Raw genomic sequence first — 23,707 nt, forward strand, 5'->3', positions numbered from 1 at the left:
CCTTGCGGGGGAGGGCTGGGGAGGGGGTAGATTTAAGGAGCGGCGAAAACGCCTACTCCGCCGCCAGCGACTTCTCGCGTAGCGGCAGGCCGAGGCGGTCCCAGACCTGCAACAGGGCTTCGGCGAGCTGATCGATCAGGCCGTCGTCGTGATAGGGCGAGGGCGTGATGCGTAGGCGCTCGGTGCCCTTGGCGACGGTCGGATAGTTGATCGGCTGGATGTAGATGCCATGATCTTCGAGCAGCATGTCCGAGGCCTGCTTGCACTTCTCGGGATTGCCGACGAACAGCGGCACGATGTGCGTGTCGTTCGACATGACGGGCAGGCCGGCGGCATTGAGGATCGCCTTGACGCGCGCGGCGCGGTCCTGGTGGCGCTCGCGCTCCCAGCTCGAGGTCTTCAGATGCTTGATCGCGGCGGTCGCGGCCGAGCAGATCGCCGGCGGCAGCGCGGTGGTGAAGATGAAGCCCGGGGCATAGGAGCGCACCGCGTCGATGATCTGGCCGTTGGCGGCGATATAGCCGCCGAGGCAGCCGAACGCCTTGGCCAGCGTGCCTTCGAGAATGTCGATGCGATGCATGACGCCGTCACGCTCGGCAATGCCGCCGCCGCGCGGACCGTACATGCCGACGGCATGAACCTCGTCGACATAGGTCATCGCGCCATATTTTTCGGCTAGGTCGCAGATTTTGGCGAGCGGGGCGACGTCGCCGTCCATGGAATAGAGGCTCTCGCAGGCGATCAGCTTCGGCCGGTTCGGACCGGCCGCCTTCAGCAGCGCTTCGAGATCGGCGAGATCGTTATGGCGGAACACTTGCCGCTCGCAGCCGGACTGCCGGATGCCCTCGATCATCGAATTGTGGTTGAGCTCGTCCGACAGGATCAGGCAATTCGGAATGAGCTTTGCGATGGTGGCGATGCCGGTCTGGTTCGAGACGTAGCCCGAGGTGAACAGCAGCGCCGCTTCCTTGCCATGGAGGTCGGCGAGCTCGGCCTCGAGCTGCACCAGCGGATGATGCGTGCCGGCGATGTTGCGGGTGCCACCTGCGCCGGTGCCGACGCGGGTCGCGGTCTCGACCATGGCGCCGACCACTTTCGGGTGCTGGCCCATGCCGAGGTAATCGTTGGAGCACCAGATCACGACGTCGCGCTTGCCCTTCGGCGAGTGCCAGACCGCATGCGGGAACCGGCCCGCCGTGCGCTCCAGATCGGCGAACACGCGATAACGGCGCTCGGTATGGAGGCGATCGAGGGCGGAATTGAAGAACTGGGCGTAATCCATCGGTGCAACCTGGGACGGAACTGACCAAAAATGTGCATCTACTTAGAGCTTTTCGAACTCTAATGTCCATGCGCTATCCCACATTTGGCCGTGAGGGGCATTTGGGCAAAATGCCCTATCGTGCGATTTGAAACTTGATCCCGATCAAGTCCGCGCGACCTTTAATGCTGCTCTGCACCATCTATCTGCTCCCTCGCCCCGCTTGCGGGGAGAGGGTCGGGGTGAGGGGGAGTCTCGACAGGGACGGTGAGAATTGGACTCGCGGAGAGTCCCCCCTCACCCGCCGCGCGCGAGACGATGCTTCGCATCGCTCGGGGCGCGTCGGCCTCTCCCCGCAAGCGGGGCGAGGCGAAGACAACGCCTTACGTCGTGCTGAACTGGAGCACGCCGTCCTTGGTCTCGGCGGTCAGCCGTCCCTCGACAATCATGTAGTTGACGTGGGCCACGAGTTCGCCGGCCGCAAAACCCATCTGGTGCTCGTCGAGCACGTGCTTGTTGAACACGACCGGCACAAGCGCGCGCGAGGTCTGCGGCACCTCGCGGCAGGCTTCCGCGATCAGGCGGCAGCGCTCCTCATGGTGGTCGGCGAGCTGCTTGATGCGGGTCTTCAGTCCGTAGAACGGTACGCCGTGGCCGGGCAGCACCAGCAGATCATAGGGCAGAGTGGTGGTGAGGCTCGCGAGCGAGGCGAGATATTCGCCGAGCGAGTTCTGGTCGGGCTCGACAGCCCACACGCTGACGTTCGGCGAGATCTTGCTCAGCACCTGGTCGGCGGAGAGGAACAGCTTGTCGTCGGCGCAATACAGCATCACCTGGTCGAGCGCGTGCCCTCCGCCGGTGATCACCTTGAAGCGGCGCGTGCCGATTACGACCTCGTCGCCATGCGCGATGCGGCGGTAGGACGGCGGCAGCACCGAGACACGCTTGAGATAATCCTGGCCGCGGCCGAGCAGCTTTTCGGTGAGCGACTCGTCCATGCCGTGGCGGCGGAAGAACAGCCGCTGCGCCTCGCGCCGCTCCTCGGTGCCCCGGTTCTGGTGATAGACCGACTGCAGATATTCGACCTGCGACATCACCAGCGGACAGTTGAACCGCTCGACGATCCATCCAGCAAGGCCGACATGATCGGGGTGCGAGTGGGTGACGATGAGGCGCGTAATGTTGACGCCCTTCAACGGCCCTTCGAACAGCTTTGTCCAGGCCTCGATCGTCTCCTCGTTGCCGAAGCCGGCATCGACCATCGCATAGCCGTCGCCGTCGGCGAGCAGATAGATGTTCACATGGTTGAGGCGGAACGGCAGCTTCAGCCGCGCCCACAATACGCCGGGCCTGACTTCCACGACCTCTTCGGGGCCGGGATGCTGTTCCCAGGGATAGCGCAAGGCCTCGGCCGAGGACTGCACGGTGTCGTTTTTTGCGTTCATGCTACCGGCTTAAACCCAGCGCGGGCGGGGCGCCAGCCGAAAAAGGACGCGCGGCCCGCCTGCATGGCGGTCATTCCGCGTAGTTTTCCGTAGCTCGGATTACGCTTCGCTCGATCCGGGCTACGCGCCGGGTTATGCCGCCCGCATGTTGTTGAGGAACGCGTCGATCTCTCCACGCAGCATGTCGGCCTCGCGGCGGAGTGCGTCCGATGCACTCAGCACTTCCGTGGCCGCGGCACCGGCTTCGGCCGAAGCCGTGGAAACGCCGACGATGTTGCTGGAGACTTCGCTGGTGCCGCCGGCCGCATGCTGGATGTTGCGGGCGATCTCGCGGGTCGCCGCGCCCTGCTCCTCGACTGCAGCCGCGATCGTCGTCGTGACGTTGTCGATCTCGCCGATGATCCGGCCGATGCCCTGGATGGCGCCGACGGCAGAGGTCGTGACCTGCTGCATGCTTGCGATCTGGGTTCGGATCTCCTCCGTCGCCTTCGCGGTCTGGCTGGCGAGACTCTTCACCTCGGAAGCAACCACCGCGAAGCCGCGGCCGGCCTCGCCCGCCCGCGCCGCCTCGATGGTGGCGTTGAGTGCGAGCAAATTGGTCTGCGACGCAATCGTCTGGATCAGGTCGACCACGACGCTGATGCGGCTCGCGCTGTCGGCAAGGCTCTGCACCGTGGCGTCGGTGGCGCCGGCCTCATCCACCGCCTTCTTGGCGATCGCAGCCGAGGTGACGACCTGCTTTGAGATCTCCTCGATCGAGGACGACAGCTGCTCGGTGCCCGACGACACGGTCTGCACGTTGACCGAGGTTTCCTCGGCGGCGGAGGCAACTGCGTTCACCAGCGCATTGGACTGGTCGGCAGTGGTCGACATGCTCTGCGCGGTCGCCTGCATCGAATTGGCCGATTGCGCGAGATTGTCGAGCGCGGTGCGCACCGTGCCCTCGAACTCCGCGATCTTGGCTTCCATATGCGCGGCACGCTCGGCCTTGGCGACACGGTCCTTGTCCTGCTCGCTCGCGAGCGCCCGGGCTTCGATCATGCTGTCGCGGAACACCGTCAGCGTTTCCTTCATCGCACCGATCTCATCGTTCTGCCGGGAGCGGACGATCTCGGTGTCGAGATCGCCGGCCGAGAGCAGCTGCATGGCGCGCTGAAGCTCACGGATGCGGCGCAGGATGTTGCGGCCGACATAGAGCCAGACGAACAGCGCCGAGCCGATCAAGGTGAGCCCGCCGAGCGCCAGCATTGCGGTGGTGGCGAGCGAGATCTCCTGGCGCGCCTGGAAGGTCGACGCGTTGGTCTCCTTCTGCACGCCGTCGACGAGCGCCTGCACGCTGATGCCGAGGCCGACATTGAGCTTGCGGGTCTCGTCCAGGATGGTCTGGCCGTAGTCGATGGAATCGAGCTCCTTCTGGCGGATCTTGAACACGCCGGTCTTGCCCTCGCCGAAGGTCTGCAATTTCTGCATTGCGCCCTTCACCGCAGTGGTTGCGGGATTGTCGGGCAGGTCCTCCAAGTTCCACTTGACGCGGTCGCGGACCGCCTTGAATTCGTGCTCGATCGTCTCCAGCATGTCGCTGGAGTTGGCGGACAACGCGGCCATCATGTCAGCGGCCATCAAATTTCCGTTGGCAAGAACCGTGCTGATCTGACCAACGGAGCGGACCGCCTCCATGGCGTCGTCTGGCGACACGTTCGTCGATGCCAGGATTGCGCTCAGCCGTGTCTGGGTATCCAGCATTGCAGGGTTGGCTGCGCCGACGAAGGCGAGCTGCGCCTTGCGCAGCGCCTCGTATTGCTTGTCATGCAGCGCGATCGTGTCGAGGCGCTCCTTCGCCGCCGACACCAAGCTCTTGGTGGCATCATCGATGCTCTTGACGGTCTCGCCGAGCGCGCTGGCGACCTGTTTGTCGGCGCCGAGCTCGATGATCTCGCCGACCTTGGCCATGGCCCGTTGCTGGATTTCCTGAACCTTCTTGGTGCGCTCAGCCAGCGCCTCGTCGGACGGCGATGCGAGCAGACCCGGACCCTGCGCCGCGAGCGTCGCACTCTGCGAGGCAAGCTGAAGGCTGGCGGAAAGGCGCAGGATGTCGCGGCCGCTCAGGTCCATCATGGTCGAGCCGAGATGCTTGAACACGAAGCCGGCGCCGGCCGCGATCACGAGGCCCATGCCCGCGATCACCGCGAAGGCCGCGAACAGGCTGCCGCGCAGGCCCCATTTCGGCATTTTGAAACGAGGTTTGAAACGGCCGACGCTGAGACGGATCTCCATCGAAAATTCCCCCACACCCGCAATCTTATGTTTTCGCTGCGGAGTATCCCTGCTGCGGGTTAAAAAATCGCAAGTTGCACAATCGCTTGGCCAGTTCCGCAGAGCGAAAGAGAAAGGGCCGGCAATGATGCCGGCCCTTGATAGCGAAGAGACTTTGGAAGGCGCGATCAGTAGCGCGCGGCCATCGGGCTCGCCCAGTTGAAGCGGTAGTTGAGGCCCGCCTTGAAGGTGTGGTCGTCGGTGGTGAAGTTGCCGGTGCCGACCAGCGGACCCGCGGTGAAGTGCGCGTCGCCGAAATTGTAGTACTGGTACTCGGCCTTGGCCGACCAGTTCGGCGCGAACATGTACTCGAGGCCGGCACCGACAGTGTAGCCGTTGCGGTGATCGCCAGTGATGATGAAGCCGGACGGCACGCCTCCGACCGTCACCTTCTCGTTGTTGTCGGAATAGGCGTAGCCGCCCTTCACGTAGACCAGGCCCGGGCCCCAGGTGTAGCCGACGCGACCGGTGATCGAGCCGAGGCCGCGCTGGTCGTTGGTGTAGGCCACGCCGCCCGGAAATACCGCGCCGACACTGCCGGAAAGCCAGGAATACTGGGCTTCGGCGCCGACCACGAAGTTCGGGTTGACCTGCCAATCCGCACCGGCCTGCAGGCCGCCGAGGAAACGGCCGTTGCCGTTGTTGCCGGTGGAGAGGCCGTTGAAATTGTTGTCGCTCGAGAACGCGCCGCCGACATGTGCGCCGATATAGAAGCCGGTCCAGTTGTAGATCGGCGCGGCATAGGCCGGCGCCTTGTTGTAATAGGGGCGGGCGCCGAGATCGGCACCGATGGCGGGCGCAGACGCGCCCAATGCGAGCAGCGCAACGGTCGCAAACAGAATCTTCTTCATAGTCCTAACTCCAACACTAAGGTCCCCGGCAAGCGCGCTGTCCGCGCCGCGTTGGTTTTGCAGATAGCTCGCTTTTGACGAAAATGCTGTCACATGCATGGCACAGCGGCACCCAACCTAACGTATTGGACGCCAAATGATTTTCGTGATTAATGTCGGCTTAAGAAGTGGTGAAGGAAGGCTTAATTCGCGCGCCGTCCGGTAATCTGTGCGCGCGTTTCGTTAACCAAGACGCCGCAGCACCTCGTCGCGCATCTGCGCGCGGAAGGCCGCGCGCTTCGCTGGCCGATCCTCCACGCGCACGTCGTGGCGATCGAAGATGTCGAACTTCTCCAGGATCGGATAGCGCTCGCTCGCCATCGCGAGCACGCGCAGCACCTTGGTCGCGGCCAGCGTCGGCCCGCTTACCTCCCAGCGCCGGATCGTGTCGGCACCGCCCTTCTCCGGCAAGGCACACAGTTTCGCCATGTCGGCCGCGGTGAGCTTGCGTTCGATGGCGTCGGAGAGGTCGGCGCGGAGTTGCTTCAGTTCGGGGCCGGTCATGTCACCTCAATACGCGAAGTCGTCGAGGTGAATGCAGTAGCGCTGATTCGGGTCCATCCGAAGGCGGGCATGATCGTGATAGCCGTCCGCGGCGGCCCTGATCGCGCAGTTGCCTGCGCTCCCGTACATGCCGAGGTACACGGAGTTGTAAGCCTCTCGTGTATTGAAACAGTCTGGCCAAAGAACGACTTGTGAGACGGGGGCAGGTAACGAGAGGATCGGTCATGACAAGAACCAGGCTTGCTATTGCGGCACTTATCGCTGTCGGGCTGGTGGCGGCGCCCTTCGCTGCCGAAGCGAAGGGGCACAGATCCAGCAGGCAGACTGGCAGGCACACCAGCACGACCGTGCTGGCCCCAACCTACGGAAGCTCTGCAGTGACCGCGACGCAGCCCAGGACTTACGGAAGCTCGGGACAGTCGATCGGAACGGTCACGGCGCCATCGATCGGAACGTATAATTGGCCGTCGGTCGGCGTGACCAACGCAGTCCCGACCTGGAGCAATACCAACCCGCGGTGAGATAGGCTTGATCGCCGCGTGCGTCACCCGTCCGCGCTTCCCTTCGGAAGATGGATTGTTGGGTCAAGACCGGCGATAAGAACGCGAGTGTTACCCTAGGCTCCCCGGCCGCCCTGTTGGCCGATCACGCAACGCCATCCTGCCAGCCTTTCGGCCGGATGCTGGTTCATCCATTCGGCGAGCTGCGGCGCGCCCATCATGCAGGACTGCATCGAGACCTCGGCGAAGTCCGACGAGGTGACGATCTGCTCGTGGCAATTCGACGGCGAGGCGAGGCTGCAGAGCACAGCGATGATCTTGATCACGCCGGATTTCCCACGCCGCGGCCGGCCGCGCGGCTGATCGTCGCCTCGTCCTGCTGTTCGCCGACCGGATCAACTGGCGGAAAAATGCTGTCATAGATCGCGCGCGCCTCCTGGATGAGGCGAACGCGCTCGCGCTCGGACTTCGAGACAAACTGAATAACCTGGCCCATGTCGGCTCCGCTCGATCGGCGAACTATCATCACATGATGATAATCATTCAAAGCAGATGTGGGGTGCGGAATTCAGGTTTGCAGCCAGGAGTTCGGTCACGCGAGATAAAAAGCCCGTGACCGCTCCGTTGCGGAGGCGGGACGGGGATACCGGAGCGAAGCGCCCGCCTCATGCCGCCGGCGCGCTCACTGGCGCCCGGCCGGAGTCGCTCGTCGCAGCATCGTGATGGATTGTCAGGACCCGCAGTATGGCGTGTTGCGGCACATCTTCGCGCGTGTGGCGTTGTAAGTCTGCTCAGTGCACGGTCGGCTCGACCAGCGACGCCCGACGCGGCTGAGGGACAGCGACCGAAAAAGGATCAGTCATGATAAGAACGAAACGCTGCGCTGCTGCACTCATCGCTCTCGGTTTGGTGGCCGCGCCATTCGCTGCAAGCGCGCAGACGTCCGCGGCGGGCACGCAAAGCAGCCAGAGCGGAAGCTTCGGGGCGCCTGCAACGCAAGGCGCGGCTTATGGAAGCTCCGGACAGACTGTCGGGACCGTTACGGCACCGTCGATCGGAACGTATAACCGGCCCTCGGTCGGCGTGACCAACTCAGTCCCCACCTGGAACAACACCAACCCGTCCGCCAAGTAGCAACCGCGATCGGCTGCCTCACGCTGCCGGCGCACGTTCGTTCTGTCCCGGCACGGCCGCGAGCAACTCGCGTGTGTAGGGATGTTCCGGTGCGGCGAAGAGCTGCGCGGTCGGCTTCAGCTCGACGATGGCGCCACGCTGCATCACGGCGATGCGGTCGCAGATTTGCGCGGCGACGCGCAGATCATGGGTGATGAACAGCATCGACAAGCCAAGGCGTGCCTTGAGGTCCTCAAGCAATCTCAGCACCTGCGCCTGAACTGAGACATCGAGCGCGGAGACGGCTTCGTCGGCGACGATGATTTCGGGCTCGAGCGCGAGTGCGCGCGCAATGCCGATGCGCTGGCGCTGGCCGCCGGAGAATTCATGCGGATAGCGCTCGAGCGCGCCGGCATCAAGTCCGACCATCTTCAGGAGATCGCGGGCGCGGTCGAATGCCACTTTCGGCTCGGTGCCGGCCGCGATCGGGCCATCGGCGATGATGTGGCCGATCTTGCGGCGCGGATTGAGCGAGGCGAACGGATCCTGAAAGATCATCTGGATGCGATGGCGCTCGGCGCGCAGCGCCTTGCCCGAAAGCTGTGTGAGATCGGTGTCGCCGATCCGCACTGTACCGCGATCGGCTTCGATCAGTCGCATGACGAGGCGTGCCACCGACGATTTGCCGGAGCCGGATTCGCCGACGAGGCCGAGCGTCTCGCCCTTGAGGATGTTGAAATTGACCGCGCGCGCGGCATCGACGCGGCGGTCCTCGCGAAACCAACCGCCCGATGTGACGTAGGTCTTGTCCAGCCCGATCACCTCGACGGCCCTGGCCTGGTCGTCGAGCGGTTTACGCGCCGGCGGGTGCATCGACGGCACGGCGGCGAGCAGCGCCTTGGTGTAATCATGCTGTGGTTCGTTGAAGACGGAGCTAGCAGGGCCTTCCTCGACGACCTTGCCGTGCCTGAGCACCACGACCTGATCGGCGATATCGGCGACGACACCAAAGTCATGGGTGATGAACATCACCGCCATGTTGCGGTTGCGCTGGAGGTTGCGGATCAGCTTCAGGATCTGCGCTTGTGTTGTCACGTCGAGCGCGGTGGTCGGCTCGTCCGCGACCAGCACGGCCGGCTCGAGCGCGAGCGCCATCGCGATCATGGCGCGCTGGCGCTGGCCGCCGGAGAGTTGGTGCGGATAGGCGCGCACGATGCGTTCGGGGTCGGGCAGGCCGACCTCGCGCGCCAGCGACAGCGCCTTGGCGCGCCGTTCCCTGGGCGTGTGCAGGCCGTGGGCCTCGAACATCTCCGCCATCTGGTCGCCGATCCGCATCAAGGGATTGAGCGCGGTCATCGGCTCCTGGAAGATCATCGCGAGACGCCGGCCGCGCAGGTCGCGCCAGCCGTCATCATCGAGCTTGAGCAGGTCGCGGCCTTCGAACTGGATCTCGCCTGACGTGACCGACACCGTGTCGGGCAAGAGACCCATCAGCGCATGCGCGCACATCGACTTGCCGGAGCCGGATTCGCCGACGACGCAGACGATCTTGCCGGGCCGCAAATCGAGCGAGACGCCGTCGACGGCGAAGGGACGCTCGGCGCCCTTGGGCAGCGCGATCCGCAAGTTCTTGATGGAGACGGCTGGCGGGGCGGTCATCATCAGCGTCCTTCTCGCGACAGGCGCGGATTGAGCGCGTCGTTGAGGCCTTCGCCGATCAGGTTCAGCCCGAGCACCGAGATCAGGATCGCGACGCCGGGAAACACCGTGATCCACCAGGCCTGGCGGATCACGGTGCGGCCGGCGCCGACCATGTAGCCCCAGGAGATCAGGTTGGGATCGCCGAGGCCGAGGAAGGACAGCGAGGATTCCAGCAGGATCGCGGTCGCCACCATCAGCGAGGCCAGCACGATCACCGGCGACAGTGCGTTGGGCAGAATCTCGCGCAGGATGATCCAGGTGTTGCTCTGACCGGTGACCACGGCGGCCTGGACATATTCGCGCGTGCGCAGCGACAGCACCTCGCCGCGGACGAGGCGCGCGACCGGCGGCCAGCTCACCACTGCGATCGAGGCCACGATCGAATAGATCGACGGCTGCAGGATCGCCACCAGCACGATCGCGAGGGCGAAGCTCGGAATGGTCTGGAAGAACTCGGTGAAGCGCATCAGGGCATCATCGACCTTGCCGCCGAAATAGCCCGCCATGGCGCCGATGGGAACGCCGACGACGAGTGCGACCAGCGTCGAGACGAGCCCGACAAGCAAGGAGACGCGTGCGCCAAAAATCAGGCCGGCGAACACGTCGCGGCCGAGTGCGTCGGTGCCGAGCGGTACGGTCGAGAGCGTGAACGGCGGCAGGAACGGGCGCTGCACCATGCGCCAGGGCGAGTTCGGGAACAGCAACGGCCCGAACACCGCGACCGAGATGGCAAGCAGAAGGATGACGAGCCCGACGACGCCGCTCGGGCTCTTCAGCATCGATTTCCAGAACTGTTTCATGCGGCGAATTCAATGCGTGGGTCGACCAGGCGATAGACGAGGTCGGTGATGAGGTTGAAGATCAGCACCATGACCGAGCAGGTCACGAAGACGCCGAGCAGCAGATTGTAGTCGCGCTGCAGCAGCGCGTCGTACATCAGCCGCCCGATGCCGGGCCAGGCGAACACGGTCTCGGTGATGACGGCGCCGCCGATCAGCGTGCCGGCATGGACGCCGGCGAGCGTGACGACGGGAAGCAGCGCGTTGCGCAACACATGGCGGCGCTGGATCACCGCGTCGGAGAGGCCCTTGGCGCGCGCGGTCTTGACGAAGTCGAGCCGCTTCACCTCCAGCATCGAGGCACGCGTCATGCGGGTGTAGGTCGCCATGAAGAAAAGGCCGAGCGTCATCGCCGGCATGATCAGGTGCTTTGCGACGTCGACCACATGGGCAAAGCCGGTCAGGTTGGCGCCGACCGTCTCGTAACCGAAGCTCGGCAGCCAGTCGACCGTGACCGAGAACAACAGGATTCCCATCAGCGCCACCCAGAAGATAGGCATGGCGTAGAAGATCAGCGCGAAGATGGTGATTGCGGTGTCGAGGAAGGTTCCGGCAAAGCGCGCGGCGAAGGTGCCGAAGAGAACACCGAGCGCGAGCGAGATCGCGAACGCGGTCAGCGTCAATAGCAGCGTCGCCGGCAGCCGCTCCAGGATCAGCTTCGACACCGGTGCCTGCTGGCGGAAGGAGAAGCCGAGGTCGAGGGTCGCGATGCCCTTGACGTAGATGAAGAGCTGCTCGGGCAGCGGCTTGTCGAGACCGAACTTTTCCCGGAGCTGCTGGACGAAGACCTGGTCGCTGGCGCCGGCCTCGCCCGCCATCACGACAGCGGGGTCGCCGGGCGCAAGCCGGATCAGGAAGAAATTGAGGACGACGATCGCGAGCAGGACGATCACGCCCTTCACGACACGCTGGGTGACGAAGGAGAGCATCTTATTGGAGGTTCATATGGTGTGACGTGACCTTTGGCCACTTGGGCAGTGGGCTCCCTCGCCCCGCTCTTGCGGGGAGAGGGTTGGGGTGAGGGGCCTCTCTCCATGCGTGAGAATGCCGATGGACCTGTACCCCCTCACCCGCCGCGCTCTGCGAGCGCGTCGACCTCTCCCCGCATGCGGGGAGAGGTGAAGTCGAGAGCGCTCTCACTTGTCGAGCCATGCGTCCTTGAAGCCGTCATTGACCCCGATCCCCGTGGTGATCAGGTTCTTGACCTTGCAGCGGGTGATGGTCGGGAATTGCAGCTCGAGCATCCAGGCCACCGGCACATCCTCGACCAGGATCTTCTGCGCCTTCTCGTAGATTTCCTTGCGCTTGGAGTCCGGCGTCGCGACCGCGCCGTCGGCGAACAGCTTGTCGATCTCGGGGTTGGAGTAGCCCTCGACGTTGTTGAACACCTGCCCCTTGGCAATGGCGCTGGAGACGTAGTTGCGCCCTACCCCGAGTGCGGGATCGCCGTACTGGTAGAGATAGGTGAAGGCGATGTCGTAATCCCAGTCGCCGATCTTCTGGTTGCCGCCGGCAACGTCGGTCGAGATCGTCTCGATGTTCATGCCGACGTCCATGAGGTTCTGCTTCACCGCTTCACCCCAGCGCTGCCAGGTCTCGCCATAGGCGAGCGGCAGGATGCGGATCTTCTCGCCCTTGTAGCCGGCCTCCTTCAGCAGCGCCTTGGCCTTGGCCGGGTCATAAGGGTATTTCGGCACGTCGTCGGTGTAGTATTTGATGGTCGAGGCCGAGGGACCGGTCGCGACCTTGCCGAGCCCGTTCCAGATCACGTCCTTGGCGAAGTCGCGGTCGATCGCGTACATCACCGCTTGCCGCACCCGTTTGTCCGCGAGCGGCCCCTGGCGGTTGTTCAGCCACAGCCAGGCTAGCGGCGAGAAGAACTCCCAGCCCGCGCCGGTGACGCAGGTGTCCTTCAGCTTGGACAGCCGCGGCACGTCGAAATTCTCGACCGAGCCGCCGGGCAGCACGTCGACCTTGCCGGTCTCATAAGCCACCGAACGCGCGGCGGCGTCGGGAATGATCTGCCAGTAGATCTCGTCGATATAGGGCTTGCCCTTCTCGTAATAGTTCGGGTTCTTGACCAGCCGAATGAACGAGCCTTTCTGCCATTCCTTGAACATGAAGGGGCCGGTGCCAACAGGCGCGTTGTTGTAGGGATTGGTCTTCCAGTCGGTACCTTCATAGAGATGTTTCGGCACCATCGGCATCGAGCCGACCTCGAAGATGCCGAGGAACGGGCCGAACGGCTGCTTCAGCGTGAAGACGACAGTGTAATCGTCGGGCGCTTCGACCTTGTCGACCTGCGCGAGGTTGTTGCGGGCGCGCGCGTGGGTCTGCTTCAGCATCTCGACCGAGAACAGCACGTCGGCTGCGCTGAAGGGCTTGCCGTCATGCCAGGTGACGCCCTTCCTGAGCTTGAAGGTGTAGGTCTTGGCGTCCTCGCTGACGCTCCAGCTTTCGGCGAGCTCCGGCAGCGGCTCGAGCTTGGGGCTGTAACGCAGCAAGCCCTCGAAGATGTTGCCCGACACCATCTGGGTCGGACCGTTCTGGATCATCGCAAGCATCAGGCCGGGCGGCTCGGGCTGGATCACCGCATTGATCACACCCCCCGTCTTCGGCTCTTGCGCCAGCGCCGAGGCCGTGAGGCCGCAAGCCAGGAGGAGACCAAGCAACACTCGTTTCGACATGTCGTATCTTTCTCAAGCGAGACCAGCCGTCAACGCTTCGCGACGTCCTCGCGCGCGAAGCGACGGCCGGCCCATCCCAGTCCCCATCCACCATCGAGGCTCACACAGTCCCATTCCGCGCCGCAAGATGAAAGTCTCGACAGTGTTCGCACAAAAAATGTACAGCGCGTCCTGTTTTCACTTGATTCATTGTCTTGTCACGGAGACAAGTCCGCCATGGACAACGCCACACGCTCCGAACGATCCCGCAATGCTGCACTCGATGCGGCGCTTGCCATCATTGCGCGCGACGGGCCCGGCCGGCTGACGCTCGACGCGATCGCGCGCGAGAGCGGCCTGAGCAAGGGCGGCGTGATGCACCAGTTCCGCACCAAGCAGGCGGTGCTGAAGGCGCTGCTGGAGCGGCAGATGACGCATTTCGCGGAGTTCACCACTCGCTATATGGCGACGGCGCGTGAAGTTTCGGACCAGCCCGAACTGGCTGCGCAGCTCGCGACTGTGCGGGAGGCGAGCATCCAGCCGAATTCGGCAGCGCTCGGCCTGCTCGCGGCAATGGTCGAGGATCCCAGCCTGATGGAACTGCCGCGTGCGGCCGATGTCGAGATCATCGAGGCCATCAAGGCCGAGGCGAGTGACCCGGATCTCGCTCTGTTGCGCTGGGCGGCGGCGAGGGGATTATTGTTGAGCGGGCTGTTCGGCATGTCGCCGCTTGGCAAGGACGAGCATCAGCGGCTGTTCAAGCGTCTGATGGACGATAGCCAGTGGAATGCGCTGGAAAAGCCCGTCAGGCAGCGTGCCGTCAAGGCGGCGCCGGCGGCAAAGGCCGCAACGCCGCGCAAGCGCGCCTGATTCAACGTTAACAACCGCCAACCAGGCGCTGCCTAAACCGCATCTGCGGCCAAATGCGTCAGGGCGGTCATTTTTGTAATTTACAAACCGCCTGGTCGGTTTATAAGTGGAAACACTGAGGCGGCCCAAGGCAACTGACATGGCCCCGGACGAAGCCTTGGGCTGGCAAAGGTGAGCGCCGCAGCCGCGTCTGGTCCCAAACGTGGCTGCGGTCGCCTTTGCCGTTCGACAAGCCGCAAGAGGAGTTTCTAGATCCTCCCAACGAAAGGAGCCGCTGATGAACTTTGTCTTTCGCTTCGTGCTGCGAGTCGTCATCACCGTCGTGATGATGATTTTGGGTGGCCGCGCCGGCGCCGTCGCGCCCACCGATCCCAGCGGCACCTGGCTCGTCGAAGACGGCCGCGCCCGCATCAGGCTCGAGCGCTGCGGACCGACGCGCGACCGCATCTGCGGCTTCATCGTCTGGATGAAGGAGCCGGCCGACAAGCGCGGCCAGCCTCATCGCGACAAGGAAAATCCCGACCCCGACAAGCGCGCCCGCGCGCTACTCGGCCACCAGTTGATCATGGGCCTGCAGGCGACGACCGATGGCCGGTTCGCCGGCGACATCCACAATGCCGAGGACGGCAAGTTCTATTCGGTCTCGCTGTGGCGCGAATCCGCCGACCGCCTCAAGCTCAAGGGATGCCTGATCAAGCTGTTGTGCCAGACCCAGACCTGGCAGCAGACCCTCGACGCACAGCCCGGCCAGCTCATCGGTCTCACCGGCGATCTCAATGGTCCCCGTGCGGACAAGGAATGGGCGCAAGTGCCGCCGCCGAAGCCGATCCAGACCAAGGCGAAGTAGCCGACGGCATTTTTGACAGCTCACCCGGGTTTGATCACCGTCATCCCCGCGGCAACCGCGATGCGGTTGTCGCTGGAGGTGCCGGAGCGAAGCGCAGGCCTCGAAGGATAGATGGCCCGGCTGCATCGCGGCCGTTCATCCTTTCGAGGCTCTGCGCACGCTGCTTCGCATCGCGCGCCTCGCACCTCAGGATGACGGGGCTTAGGGCCTGAGTCGCGGCGAAGCCATCGCACGCATATCGAATGTGTGGTGAACGGTGAATGTTCATTGCCGAACGCTGCGGCCCGCGTAAGCTGCCTCCCACACAAACAACAGCTGCAAAGAAACGCCCATGCCCGCCTTTCCCGCTTCGACCACCGTGCTCGACTCCATGCTGTTTCGCGATGCCTTCGGCACGCCTGCGATGCGCGAGGTGTTTTCCGACGTCGCGCTGGTTGCGCGCTATGCCGAGGTCGAGGTGGCGCTGGCGAAAGCGGAGGCGCGATGCGGCGTGATCCCGCTAGCAGCCGCCGACCAGATCGTGGCGCGGACCGATGTCGCTGCGCTCGACTTCGATCTGCTGCGGCAGGAGACCGACATTGTCGGCTACCCGATCTTGCCTCTGGTGCATCAGATGGTGAAGCAGTGCGGCGAGGCAGGCCGCTACGTGCATTGGGGCGCGACCACGCAGGACATCATGGACACCGCCGTAGTGCTGCAATTGCGCGCAGGGCTCGAGATCATCGAGCGCGACATCGCCGAGCTGCGAAAAATCCTCGCCGATCTCTCGCAGCGTCATCGCGATACGCCGATGGCGGGCCGCACCCATCTCCAGCAGGCGCTGCCGGTGACGTTCGGCTACAAGACCGCGATCTGGCTCGCGATGTTCGACCGCCACGCCGAGCGTCTCGATCAATTGAAGCCGCGCGTCCTCGTCGGACAGTTCGCGGGCGCCGCCGGTACGCTGGCCTCGCTCGGCGACAAGGGCTTTGAGGTGCAGGAGGCGCTCTGCGCCGAGCTGGAGCTCGGCGTTCCCGTCTCGACCTGGCACGTCGCGCGCGACGGCTTTGCCGAAGCCGTCAACTTCCTCGCGCTTGTTACCGGCTCGCTCGGCAAGATCGCGCTCGACATCATGATCATGGCCTCGACCGAATTCGCCGAGGTCTACGAGCCCTTCGTCAAGGGGCGGGGCGCCTCCTCGACCATGCCGCAGAAGCGCAACCCGATCTCCTCGGAGCTGATGCTCGCAGCCTCCAAGGCGGTGCGCCAGCAGGCGGGCCTCATGCTCGATGCCATGGTGCAGGATTTCGAGCGCGCCACCGGTCCGTGGCACGCCGAATGGATGGCGATCCCCGAGAGTTTCGTGCTGACCGCAGGCTCCCTGCACCAGGCGAAGTTCGCGCTCGCGGGCCTCATCGTGGACGAGACAAAGATGAACGACAACCTCGCCCTTAGTCGCGGTCTGATTGTGGCCGAAGCGGTCATGATGGGGCTCGCGCCGCAGATCGGCCGGCAGGATGCGCACGACGTGGTCTACGACGCCTGCCGGCTCGCCAACGAGAAAGGCATCAGCCTCGCCGACGCGCTGTCGGCCGATCCGCGCGTCGCGGCCCAAATCGATCGCGCAACCATCGAGGCCCTCACTTCACCGAAAAATTACCTCGGTCTTGCGCCCGCCATGGTCGACCGGGTGCTGAAATCGGCAACGCGTTGAAAACCAAACTGCGTGAAACTCCGTATCTTCACGTCTCGCAAGACGCTCGCGCACTTGTGTCTCGTGATGCTAGACTTAGATTGAACGAGAGATTTCGACAGAGGACCCGGCATGACCGATCAACGCAATTCCGCTACGTCCATCGACCCCGTGAAGCTCGACCGGCTGGCCGAGGTCGCGGTGAAGGTGGGATTGGGCTTGCGGCCGGGACAGGACCTTCTTCTGACGGCGCCAGCGATGGCGCTGCCGCTGGTGCGGCGCATCGCCGTCCACGCCTATAAAGCCGGTGCCGGCATCGTGACGCCGATCCTCTCCGACGAGGAGATGACGCTGGCACGCTACCGCCACGGCCACGACGACAGTTTTGATCGTGCCGCCAACTGGCTCTACGAGGGCATGGCGAAGGCGTTCTCGAACAACACCGCGCGTCTCGCCATCGTTGGCGACAATCCGATGCTGCTGTCGGGCGAAGATGCTTCCAAGGTCGCGCGCGCCAGCAAGGCCAATTCCATGGCGTATCAGCCGGCGCTGGAAAAGATTGTCAATTTCGACACCAACTGGAACATCATTGCCTATCCGAGCCCATCCTGGGCGAAGCAGGTCTTTCCGAACGATCCCGAAGATGTCGCGGTCGGCAAGCTTGCGGACGCGATCTTCGCGGCGTCCCGCGTCGATCGCGAGGACGCCACGGCCAATTGGGCAAGCCACAATGCGGTGCTGCGTGAGCGCACCAACTGGCTCAACGGCCAGCGGTTTCGCGCGCTGCAATATTCAGGGCCGGGCACCGATCTCACAATCGGGCTTGCCGACGGCCATGAATGGGAAGGCGGTGCCTCGCTATCCAAGAACGGCATCAGCTGCAATGCCAACATCCCGACCGAAGAGGTCTTCACCACGCCGCATTGCCGGCGGGTCTACGGCCATGTCGTGAGCTCGAAGCCGCTGTCCTACCAGGGCACGCTGATCGACAACATCGTGGTGCGCTTCGAGGACGGCAGGATCGTCGATGCCAAGGCTTCGCGCGGCGCGGAGGTGCTGAACAAGGTGCTCGACACCGACGAGGGCGCGCGCCGGCTCGGGGAGGTGGCGCTGGTGCCGCATTCCTCGCCGATCTCGCAGAGCGGGCTGTTGTTCTACAACACGCTGTTCGACGAGAATGCGGCATCCCACATCGCGCTCGGTCAGTGCTATTCGAAGTGCTTCATCAACGGCGCGCAGCTCACCCCGCAGCAGATCGCCGCGCAAGGCGGCAACCAGAGCCTGATCCATATCGACTGGATGATCGGCTCGGCCGAGACCGATATCGACGGCATTTTGGCCGACGGCAGCAAGGTGCCGGTGTTCCGCAAGGGCGAGTGGGCGAAGTAAAGCGCCTTGCGGTCCATCCTTCGAGACGCCCGCCGCTGGCGGGCTCCTCAGGATGAGGTCTGGTGTCGCGGCGAAATGTTAGACCCTCATGGTGAGGAGCGCCGCCCGGCGGCGCGTCTCGAACCATGAAGGCCGAGCACGTTCGTCTCTTCAACACGTCTCACGCCGCCGCGTTGCACAGCATCTCGATGCTGAAGCGGTTGAACAGTGTCGTGAACGGGCTGCCGTCGGTGGCCCGCACGATGGCGTCGGACGCCGCGACCGCCTCGTAAAGCGCGCCGACCGGATCGTCCAGCTCGGGCAGGTCGAGCTGCCTGCGGATCTCCTCTCTCGCCTCGTTGACGTCGTCCTCGTCGTCGAGCGTCGCCTCCAGCGCATCCGCCGCGCGCCGCATCTCCTGGAGATCGCCGCCGGCGGAGAATTTGAGGATGTCGAGCCAATAGGGGCGGGCAACGACGAGCTGGATAAACGCCTCGAAACTGCCGGCGATGATCCCGGCGCGACCTTCCGATGAGACGTACAGCACATTTTGCGACGGCAGCAGTACGAAGGCGCCGCCTGAGCCGTCACTGCCGATCTGCCGGGGGCTTTCGACGCCGTCGATCGTGAACCAGGGCTCCTCGTCCGGGGCGAACGAGACATCGAGGCTGCCGAGCCAGGCGACGACCTCGCCTTGGGCTGTCAGAACCTCTGGGATCAGGGGCATCGATGGGGCTCCTTCTGGGTCGCTTCGCGCACTTTGTCGCACCCCGGAAAAGATCGGTTCATGTGCGCGAATTTGCGGGGCAAATCTCAACGTTAACCGCCTCGCATCTGCAACTTGCGGCTGATTGTCGGAGCCTGCGTAAGGAAGAATTAAAAACCGGCTACTAGCGTTCCAAACATCTTTCGAAACAATCCGGGATTAAGCCCGGTTAATCATATTGTACCTCCTGGGGAAGCAGATGTCGCGGGCATTAATTGAAATCGGTAGTTGCAACGTGGATCTGGAGCTGCAGCCGATCGAGCCGGCCTGGATCATCGAGGGCAACCCGGTCTCGCGTTCGCACATTCTCTCGACCAGCGCCGACGGCACCTCCTCGACCATCATCTGGTCCTGCACCGAAGGCCGCTTCAACTGGTATTATGATTTCGACGAGACGATCATGATCCTGGAAGGATCGATCGTGCTGGAGAGCGACGGGCTCCCGCCGAAGCGCTACGGTGTCGGTGACGTGATCTTCTTCCGCGACGGCGCGCATGCCAAATGGCATGTCGAAGGGCACGTCAAGAAGATTGCCTTCTGCCGCAAGACCAACCCGGCCGTCATCGGCTTCATGATCCGCGTCGTCAACAAGCTGAAGCGGATGTTCCTCTCGCCGGGCGAGCGCCGCCCCGCGACGTTGATGGGTGCCGGCTAGTCTTATTCTTCAAGGACGCTTCCCAGCGGCCACGAAGGAGAGGGGCCGGGATGAAAATCCCGGCCCTTGTCGCATGCGCATGACATCGCGCTTATTGGCAAGTTTTCGTTCCCTCAGCGTGGATGCCGGACGCAACGTTCGCGGCAGTCGCTATTTCGACCCAAAGCCGTTGAAAGAAGCTGCGGCTGCCTAGCCTGCGCTGGCAGCGATCGCCGCCCGGCGGATCGCCCTGACATCGACCACCAGCCGCCAATCGCTTGCCGTCGCCGGCTTGACCTCGCCGAGCCAGTGAAAAGAATCGCCCGTGATTTCAACGAAACTCCAGCGCGTGAGGTCGCCAGCTTCGGTCGTGCCTTCCTGCACGATATCTTCTCCGCGCGGACGGCCGATCTGCTGACGGAACACACTGCGCCCCGGATCAAACCAGGAAATCCGCCACGCGGACATGGAGGGATCGTAGACACGCAGCGTTGTGCCGTACCAATTGCCCGCGATTGGAAAGGCGGGGCTGTCAGCGGGACGAGGAATGATCCAGACGTCCTGCACCGCGCGTCCCTCCAGCACCCATCCGAAATGGATTTCGCCGGGCGCGATGTGTTTCGTTCCGTCGGACCCGTGGGCGGTGATCTCGGCATCCCAATCGCCGACGAAGCGGCCGTAAAGCTGAAGCGCCGCCGCGTGCTCGGGGTTGGGCCCGTCTGCGTGCAATAGTTTCGCAAAGTCAGTCATGTCGATCTCCTGTTGCGAGGAGATCAGCACGACCGGCCGGCGGCGGACTTGGAGAAAATTGCGCGTCACACCCCGTCGAGGATGATCACTGTCGGCGTCGCTGGCAGCGTATCCCGCGATATCCGCAAGGAACGCTCGGTGCGGCGGTCGATCTCGAACTGCTGGCCGATGCGGCGCATGAACTCGTCGAGCGGGGTGGCGAAGCGATGCATCGGCAGCACCACGGAGGCGCGCAACCGCCTGGTGATCTCCGAGACGCCGTCGAGCGACATGGTGTAGGTGCCGTCGATCGGCACCATCACGATGTCGAGCCGTCCGATCTGGGCGAAATGGCTGTCGTCGAGCTTGTGGTGCAAATGACCGAGATGGCCGATGCAGAGACCTGCGACCTCGAAGATGAAGATCGAATTGCCGTCGCGGATCATGTCGGCGCCGGAATCGTCACCAAAGTAGCGGCGGATGTCGGTCGTGACGTTGCGGATGAAGGTGTCGCCGATGCGCTCCGACACGATGGCCGGCTTGCCGTCCTCGCCCCAACCATGCAGCACATGAGGAATGCGCTTGTCCGGGAAGAGCGTGTAATGAGTGCTGTGCGCCCGGTTCATGGTGACGACGTCAGGCAGCCGGCCGACCTGATAGGCGCCGCTGTAATCGGTCGCGATGCGCACACCGCCCGGCGTGTCGATGAAATAGGTGGAGTGGCCGGCATAGGTGATCTCGACCTCGGCTGCGGCGGCCGCCTGCCGGAAGGCTGCCGGCATGACGCGAGGCGCAGCGTTCGCCATCGCCAGGCATTCGCTGCGCTGAGGCGGCTGCTGGGCGAGGGCAGGGGAGAGACATGCGCTCAACAGCGCAAATGCCGCCGAAACTAATCGCCACATGTCCAGTCCCCGATCACGTCAGGGAAAGTCTAGCGTGCAACGCAGCGCGTAGCCAACAGGACGCGATCAACAGCGCGTCAATGCCGAAGTCTACCGTTCGCCTGCCCAACCCGCAGCGATGATTTCATTCATCTCCTCGATCGAGAGAGGAGGGCCTTCCCTCTGCGTGCGCAAGAACCCAAAAGCGTCTGAAATCTTGCCCTTTGGCGGCGCTCTCAATTCAACGCTTCCGTTCGGAAGTTCACTTGCGACGAGCATATCGCCCGGCTGCACACCAAGGTGCTTGAGCAGCTCGGCGGTCAGCGTCACCTGTCCTTCAGCAGTCACCTTGAACGTCTGCATTGCCCATCAATAAGGCAGAACGGACTGACTTTGAAGGGACAAATGACCGCTGAACTCACTCCCGCCTTGGGCTGAACTTCCAGGTCATGGCAACCAGGCCCGCGGTGATCAGGCCGCTAACGACACCGGCGACCGGAAGCGTCAGCAGCAGGGCGGCCGTGGCGGCCCAGCCGATCGAGGAGAAGGCTTCGGCGAAGGTCGCAAGCCGCGACGACGTCTGGCGGCGACGGAATTGGCTGCGCCGGGCCTGGATGCGGAACCAGAGCTGGATCGCGGTGGCGGAAGCCGCACTGATGATGATCATGGCTGCCGTGACCGCGGCCTGGAACGGTGAGGCGAAAACCAGCGCGGCCACCAGCGGGCTGAAGATGACGGCGATCGCGATCAGCACCACCTCGATCTTGGCGCGGATGACGCTGGAGGGCGTCAGCGGCGCGGTCGCGACCAGATCCGGGGCGTCTTCGCCGGAGATCGTCAGCCAGGCGAGCCCACCGGCGAGCTGGCCCGCGGCCATCACGATGACGGGCGAGATCAGCGTCAGCGCGGCAGAACTGTCGGCAAAGCTGCGCCACAGCAGCAGTGCCGGCGGCACCAGATAGAGCAGTTGCATTAGGGTCTGCGAGATCAGCCAGGGATCACGGCAGAGCAGCACGAATTCCTTGCGCCGCATCGCCTGCTGCCGCGACCCGCCGCGGAACGGACGTTCCTTCGCGCGCTTGCGGCCGGATGTGCCATAGGCGGCGGCGTCGATTGCCGTGTCGGCAAAGCGGCTCGAGAACATCGCCATCACGCTTCCGAGCAGCACCAGCCCAAGTGCGAGGAGCAGCAGCAGCGCCTCGCTGTCACCCATGGTCGCCCGCGCCGGCCACCACCAGATGCTGTCGATGTCGGGCGCGTGGGCGGCCAAGGTGCCTGACGTCAGGATGGTGAAGCGCGACAGCGTGCCGTAGGAGATGATCGCCGCGACCTGGAGCGCGATGACGAAACCCGCGCCGATGATCGCAGCCAGGATCTGGGCCACGAAGCGCGTCCGCGCCGGGCCGATCAGGCGAAACAGCAGGATGGTGATTGCAATCGCGATCGCTGCAGCCGACAGGCCCATCGCGACGACGACGCCGAAGGCGGCAAGCCACCGCGCTCCGCCGCCGATCACCAGCACGTCGATGAAGGGCGTCGAGAACAACAGCGCCATCACCGTGACGGTGAGCGCGATCGCGGCGATGCGCACCGAGAACAGATTGGCGAGCCGCGCCGGCGAGGACATGATGAGATCGAGATCCGCGCGGGCATAGAACACCCGCGTCACGGATTCGATCGCTTGCGACAGCATCAAGGTCCAGGCGAGAAAGATCGTCGCCGAGATCACGATCAGCGAGGATTTGTCGAGTGGCAGTTGCAGATTGGCGAAGCGGCCGATCACGGCCCAGGCCGGCACATGCAGCAGTGCGGCGAAGAACAGCAGGCCGATCACAGCGGCACGGGCGCGCCTGCGCCGGCCGCCCGTCATCATGGCGAACCATTCGCGCCAGGCGAGCCGGAGCTCGTGACGGGCAAACCAGGAGAGCGCGGTCGCCGAGCTCATGCGGCTTCCTGGAGCGTCACCAATGCGATGAAGAGATCTTCCAGGCTGGTGTCGGCATGGCCGTTCTGCTGGCGCAGCTCGGTCAGCGTGCCCTCCGCGACCAGGCGGCCCGCGGCGATCACGCCGATGCGGTCGGCCATGCGCTCGGCTACCTCGAGAATATGCGTGGTCATGATGATGGTGCAGCCGGCCTGAACGCGCTCGCTCAACAGGCCCTTCACATGGCGGGCGGAGACGGCGTCGAGCCCGGTCAGCGGCTCGTCGAGGATGATGAGGCGGGGATCGTGCACCAGCGCACCGGCAAGCGCCACTTTCTGGCGCATGCCCTTGGAGAAGCCTTCGCAGCGTTCGTGCCGGTGCCGCTCGAGCCCGAGCGAGCTCAGAAGCTGCTCGGCGACCGGTTCCGAGACGGACGGCGCGATGCCCCAGAGGCCGGCGACGAATTCGAGATATTCGAGCGGAGTGAGCTTGTCATAGATCATGGGCTCGTCGGAGACCCACGCCATCACCTGCTTGGCCGCGACCGGATTTTGAAGCGCATCGATGCCGAAAATCGAAACGCCGCCGTCATCGGGCCGCAACAGGCCCGCAACCATGCGCAAAGTGGTGGTCTTGCCGGCACCATTGGGGCCGACCAGCGCATAGAATTCACCGGCATGGATGGTGAGATCGAGGCTATCGACCGCCAAACGGTCAAAACGCTTCGTTAACCCTCGGACTTCGAGCGCCGAGCTGTCCAGCTTCATGACGGCCACCCCATCCG

24 protein-coding genes are annotated in these 23,707 nt (G+C 64.0%); 7 read left to right on the plus strand and 17 right to left on the minus strand.

The genetic code is table 11. The annotated features are described in order from the left end of the window. Positions 1 to 52: 52 nt before the first annotated feature. The 5 genes from hemA to ACP2YP_RS03965 all read right to left on the minus strand — a co-directional run bounded on the left by hemA (position 53) and on the right by ACP2YP_RS03965 (position 6,413). Complete coding sequence (gene hemA / locus ACP2YP_RS03945) at positions 53 to 1,282, minus strand: 5-aminolevulinate synthase (protein WP_426422416.1); 1,230 nt, start codon at positions 1,280 to 1,282, stop codon at positions 53 to 55. Positions 1,283 to 1,644: 362 nt separating this feature from the next. Beyond that, positions 1,645 to 2,706 (minus strand): MBL fold metallo-hydrolase, encoded by a 1,062-nt coding sequence (locus ACP2YP_RS03950; RefSeq protein ID WP_426422418.1) that lies wholly within the window; start codon positions 2,704 to 2,706, stop codon positions 1,645 to 1,647. Between the two features lie 132 nt (positions 2,707 to 2,838). After that, complete coding sequence (locus tag ACP2YP_RS03955) at positions 2,839 to 4,980, minus strand: methyl-accepting chemotaxis protein (protein WP_426422419.1); 2,142 nt, start codon at positions 4,978 to 4,980, stop codon at positions 2,839 to 2,841. 167 nt (positions 4,981 to 5,147) lie between these two features. Next, entirely contained in the window at positions 5,148 to 5,870 is a 723-nt protein-coding gene (locus ACP2YP_RS03960; protein WP_426422421.1) for an outer membrane protein, read from the minus strand. A gap of 222 nt (positions 5,871 to 6,092) precedes the next feature. Beyond that, a complete protein-coding gene (locus ACP2YP_RS03965) occupies positions 6,093 to 6,413 on the minus strand; it encodes a hypothetical protein (protein WP_283048267.1) in 321 nt (106 codons plus the stop codon). Between the two features lie 224 nt (positions 6,414 to 6,637). Here ACP2YP_RS03965 and ACP2YP_RS03970 point away from each other — a divergent pair, with 224 nt between their 5' ends. Next, complete coding sequence (locus ACP2YP_RS03970) at positions 6,638 to 6,934, plus strand: hypothetical protein (RefSeq protein ID WP_426422423.1); 297 nt, start codon at positions 6,638 to 6,640, stop codon at positions 6,932 to 6,934. Positions 6,935 to 7,029: 95 nt separating this feature from the next. Here ACP2YP_RS03970 and ACP2YP_RS03975 read toward each other — a convergent pair whose 3' ends face one another. Together ACP2YP_RS03975 and ACP2YP_RS03980 are read right to left on the minus strand one after the other, a co-directional pair. Further along, positions 7,030 to 7,239, minus strand: coding sequence for a hypothetical protein (locus ACP2YP_RS03975; protein WP_426422424.1), 210 nt, complete (start codon positions 7,237 to 7,239; stop codon positions 7,030 to 7,032). Then, the gene (locus ACP2YP_RS03980) at positions 7,236 to 7,409 is read right to left on the minus strand and encodes a hypothetical protein (RefSeq protein WP_426422426.1); all 174 of its coding nucleotides are present in this window, start codon (positions 7,407 to 7,409) and stop codon (positions 7,236 to 7,238) included. The genes ACP2YP_RS03975 and ACP2YP_RS03980 overlap by 4 nt, the downstream gene beginning before the upstream one ends. Before the next feature lie 365 nt (positions 7,410 to 7,774). Here ACP2YP_RS03980 and ACP2YP_RS03985 point away from each other — a divergent pair, with 365 nt between their 5' ends. Beyond that, the gene (locus ACP2YP_RS03985) at positions 7,775 to 8,047 is read left to right on the plus strand and encodes a hypothetical protein (RefSeq protein ID WP_426422428.1); all 273 of its coding nucleotides are present in this window, start codon (positions 7,775 to 7,777) and stop codon (positions 8,045 to 8,047) included. 18 nt (positions 8,048 to 8,065) lie between these two features. Here the strand turns inward: ACP2YP_RS03985 and ACP2YP_RS03990 are convergent, their stop codons facing one another. The 4 genes from ACP2YP_RS03990 to ACP2YP_RS04005 all read right to left on the minus strand — a co-directional run bounded on the left by ACP2YP_RS03990 (position 8,066) and on the right by ACP2YP_RS04005 (position 13,253). Then, complete coding sequence (locus ACP2YP_RS03990) at positions 8,066 to 9,685, minus strand: ABC transporter ATP-binding protein (RefSeq protein WP_426422430.1); 1,620 nt, start codon at positions 9,683 to 9,685, stop codon at positions 8,066 to 8,068. Positions 9,686 to 9,687: 2 nt separating this feature from the next. Continuing rightward, positions 9,688 to 10,527, minus strand: coding sequence for an ABC transporter permease (locus tag ACP2YP_RS03995; protein ID WP_426422432.1), 840 nt, complete (start codon positions 10,525 to 10,527; stop codon positions 9,688 to 9,690). After that, positions 10,524 to 11,495: an ABC transporter permease gene (locus tag ACP2YP_RS04000; RefSeq protein ID WP_426422434.1), complete on the minus strand. Its 972-nt coding sequence runs from the start codon at positions 11,493 to 11,495 to the stop codon at positions 10,524 to 10,526. Before ACP2YP_RS04000 ends, ACP2YP_RS03995 begins: the two co-directional genes overlap by 4 nt. Positions 11,496 to 11,702: 207 nt before the next feature. Continuing rightward, positions 11,703 to 13,253 (minus strand): ABC transporter substrate-binding protein, encoded by a 1,551-nt coding sequence (locus ACP2YP_RS04005; RefSeq protein WP_426422435.1) that lies wholly within the window; start codon positions 13,251 to 13,253, stop codon positions 11,703 to 11,705. Positions 13,254 to 13,469: 216 nt separating this feature from the next. On the opposite strand from ACP2YP_RS04005, the gene ACP2YP_RS04010 reads away from it, so the two are divergent. From ACP2YP_RS04010 to ACP2YP_RS04025, 4 genes are all read left to right on the plus strand, one after another. Further along, positions 13,470 to 14,102, plus strand: a complete 633-nt coding sequence (locus ACP2YP_RS04010; RefSeq protein WP_426422437.1) for a TetR/AcrR family transcriptional regulator — start codon at positions 13,470 to 13,472, stop codon at positions 14,100 to 14,102. Between the two features lie 277 nt (positions 14,103 to 14,379). Continuing rightward, positions 14,380 to 14,949, plus strand: coding sequence for a DUF2147 domain-containing protein (locus tag ACP2YP_RS04015; RefSeq protein WP_426422438.1), 570 nt, complete (start codon positions 14,380 to 14,382; stop codon positions 14,947 to 14,949). Between the two features lie 331 nt (positions 14,950 to 15,280). Then, complete coding sequence (gene pcaB / locus ACP2YP_RS04020) at positions 15,281 to 16,642, plus strand: 3-carboxy-cis,cis-muconate cycloisomerase (protein ID WP_426422439.1); 1,362 nt, start codon at positions 15,281 to 15,283, stop codon at positions 16,640 to 16,642. A 111-nt stretch (positions 16,643 to 16,753) separates the two neighbouring features. Next, positions 16,754 to 18,010: an aminopeptidase gene (locus ACP2YP_RS04025; RefSeq protein ID WP_426422441.1), complete on the plus strand. Its 1,257-nt coding sequence runs from the start codon at positions 16,754 to 16,756 to the stop codon at positions 18,008 to 18,010. Positions 18,011 to 18,170: 160 nt separating this feature from the next. Here ACP2YP_RS04025 and ACP2YP_RS04030 read toward each other — a convergent pair whose 3' ends face one another. After that, entirely contained in the window at positions 18,171 to 18,716 is a 546-nt protein-coding gene (locus ACP2YP_RS04030) for a hypothetical protein (protein WP_426422442.1), read from the minus strand. A 238-nt stretch (positions 18,717 to 18,954) separates the two neighbouring features. Between ACP2YP_RS04030 and ACP2YP_RS04035 the strand changes: the two genes are divergently transcribed. Beyond that, on the plus strand, positions 18,955 to 19,410 hold the full coding sequence (locus ACP2YP_RS04035; RefSeq protein ID WP_426422443.1) for a cupin domain-containing protein: 456 nt from the start codon (positions 18,955 to 18,957) through the stop codon (positions 19,408 to 19,410). A 189-nt stretch (positions 19,411 to 19,599) separates the two neighbouring features. On the opposite strand, the gene ACP2YP_RS04040 is transcribed toward ACP2YP_RS04035, so the two are convergent. From ACP2YP_RS04040 to ACP2YP_RS04060, 5 genes are all read right to left on the minus strand, one after another. Continuing rightward, the gene (locus ACP2YP_RS04040) at positions 19,600 to 20,139 is read right to left on the minus strand and encodes a hypothetical protein (protein WP_426422445.1); all 540 of its coding nucleotides are present in this window, start codon (positions 20,137 to 20,139) and stop codon (positions 19,600 to 19,602) included. Positions 20,140 to 20,204: 65 nt separating this feature from the next. Beyond that, complete coding sequence (locus ACP2YP_RS04045) at positions 20,205 to 21,020, minus strand: MBL fold metallo-hydrolase (protein WP_426422446.1); 816 nt, start codon at positions 21,018 to 21,020, stop codon at positions 20,205 to 20,207. Between the two features lie 90 nt (positions 21,021 to 21,110). After that, positions 21,111 to 21,362 carry an AbrB/MazE/SpoVT family DNA-binding domain-containing protein gene (locus ACP2YP_RS04050; RefSeq protein ID WP_426422448.1) on the minus strand — a complete coding sequence of 84 codons (252 nt, stop codon included), beginning with the start codon at positions 21,360 to 21,362 and terminating at the stop codon, positions 21,111 to 21,113. A gap of 55 nt (positions 21,363 to 21,417) precedes the next feature. Continuing rightward, positions 21,418 to 22,944, minus strand: a complete 1,527-nt coding sequence (locus ACP2YP_RS04055) for a permease (RefSeq protein WP_426422449.1) — start codon at positions 22,942 to 22,944, stop codon at positions 21,418 to 21,420. Continuing rightward, the gene (locus ACP2YP_RS04060; protein WP_426426465.1) at positions 22,941 to 23,690 is read right to left on the minus strand and encodes an ABC transporter ATP-binding protein; all 750 of its coding nucleotides are present in this window, start codon (positions 23,688 to 23,690) and stop codon (positions 22,941 to 22,943) included. The genes ACP2YP_RS04055 and ACP2YP_RS04060 overlap by 4 nt, the downstream gene beginning before the upstream one ends. Positions 23,691 to 23,707: the final 17 nt, after the last annotated feature.

Source organism: Bradyrhizobium genosp. A, assembly GCF_049949275.1.
GTDB lineage: Bacteria > Pseudomonadota > Alphaproteobacteria > Rhizobiales > Xanthobacteraceae > Bradyrhizobium.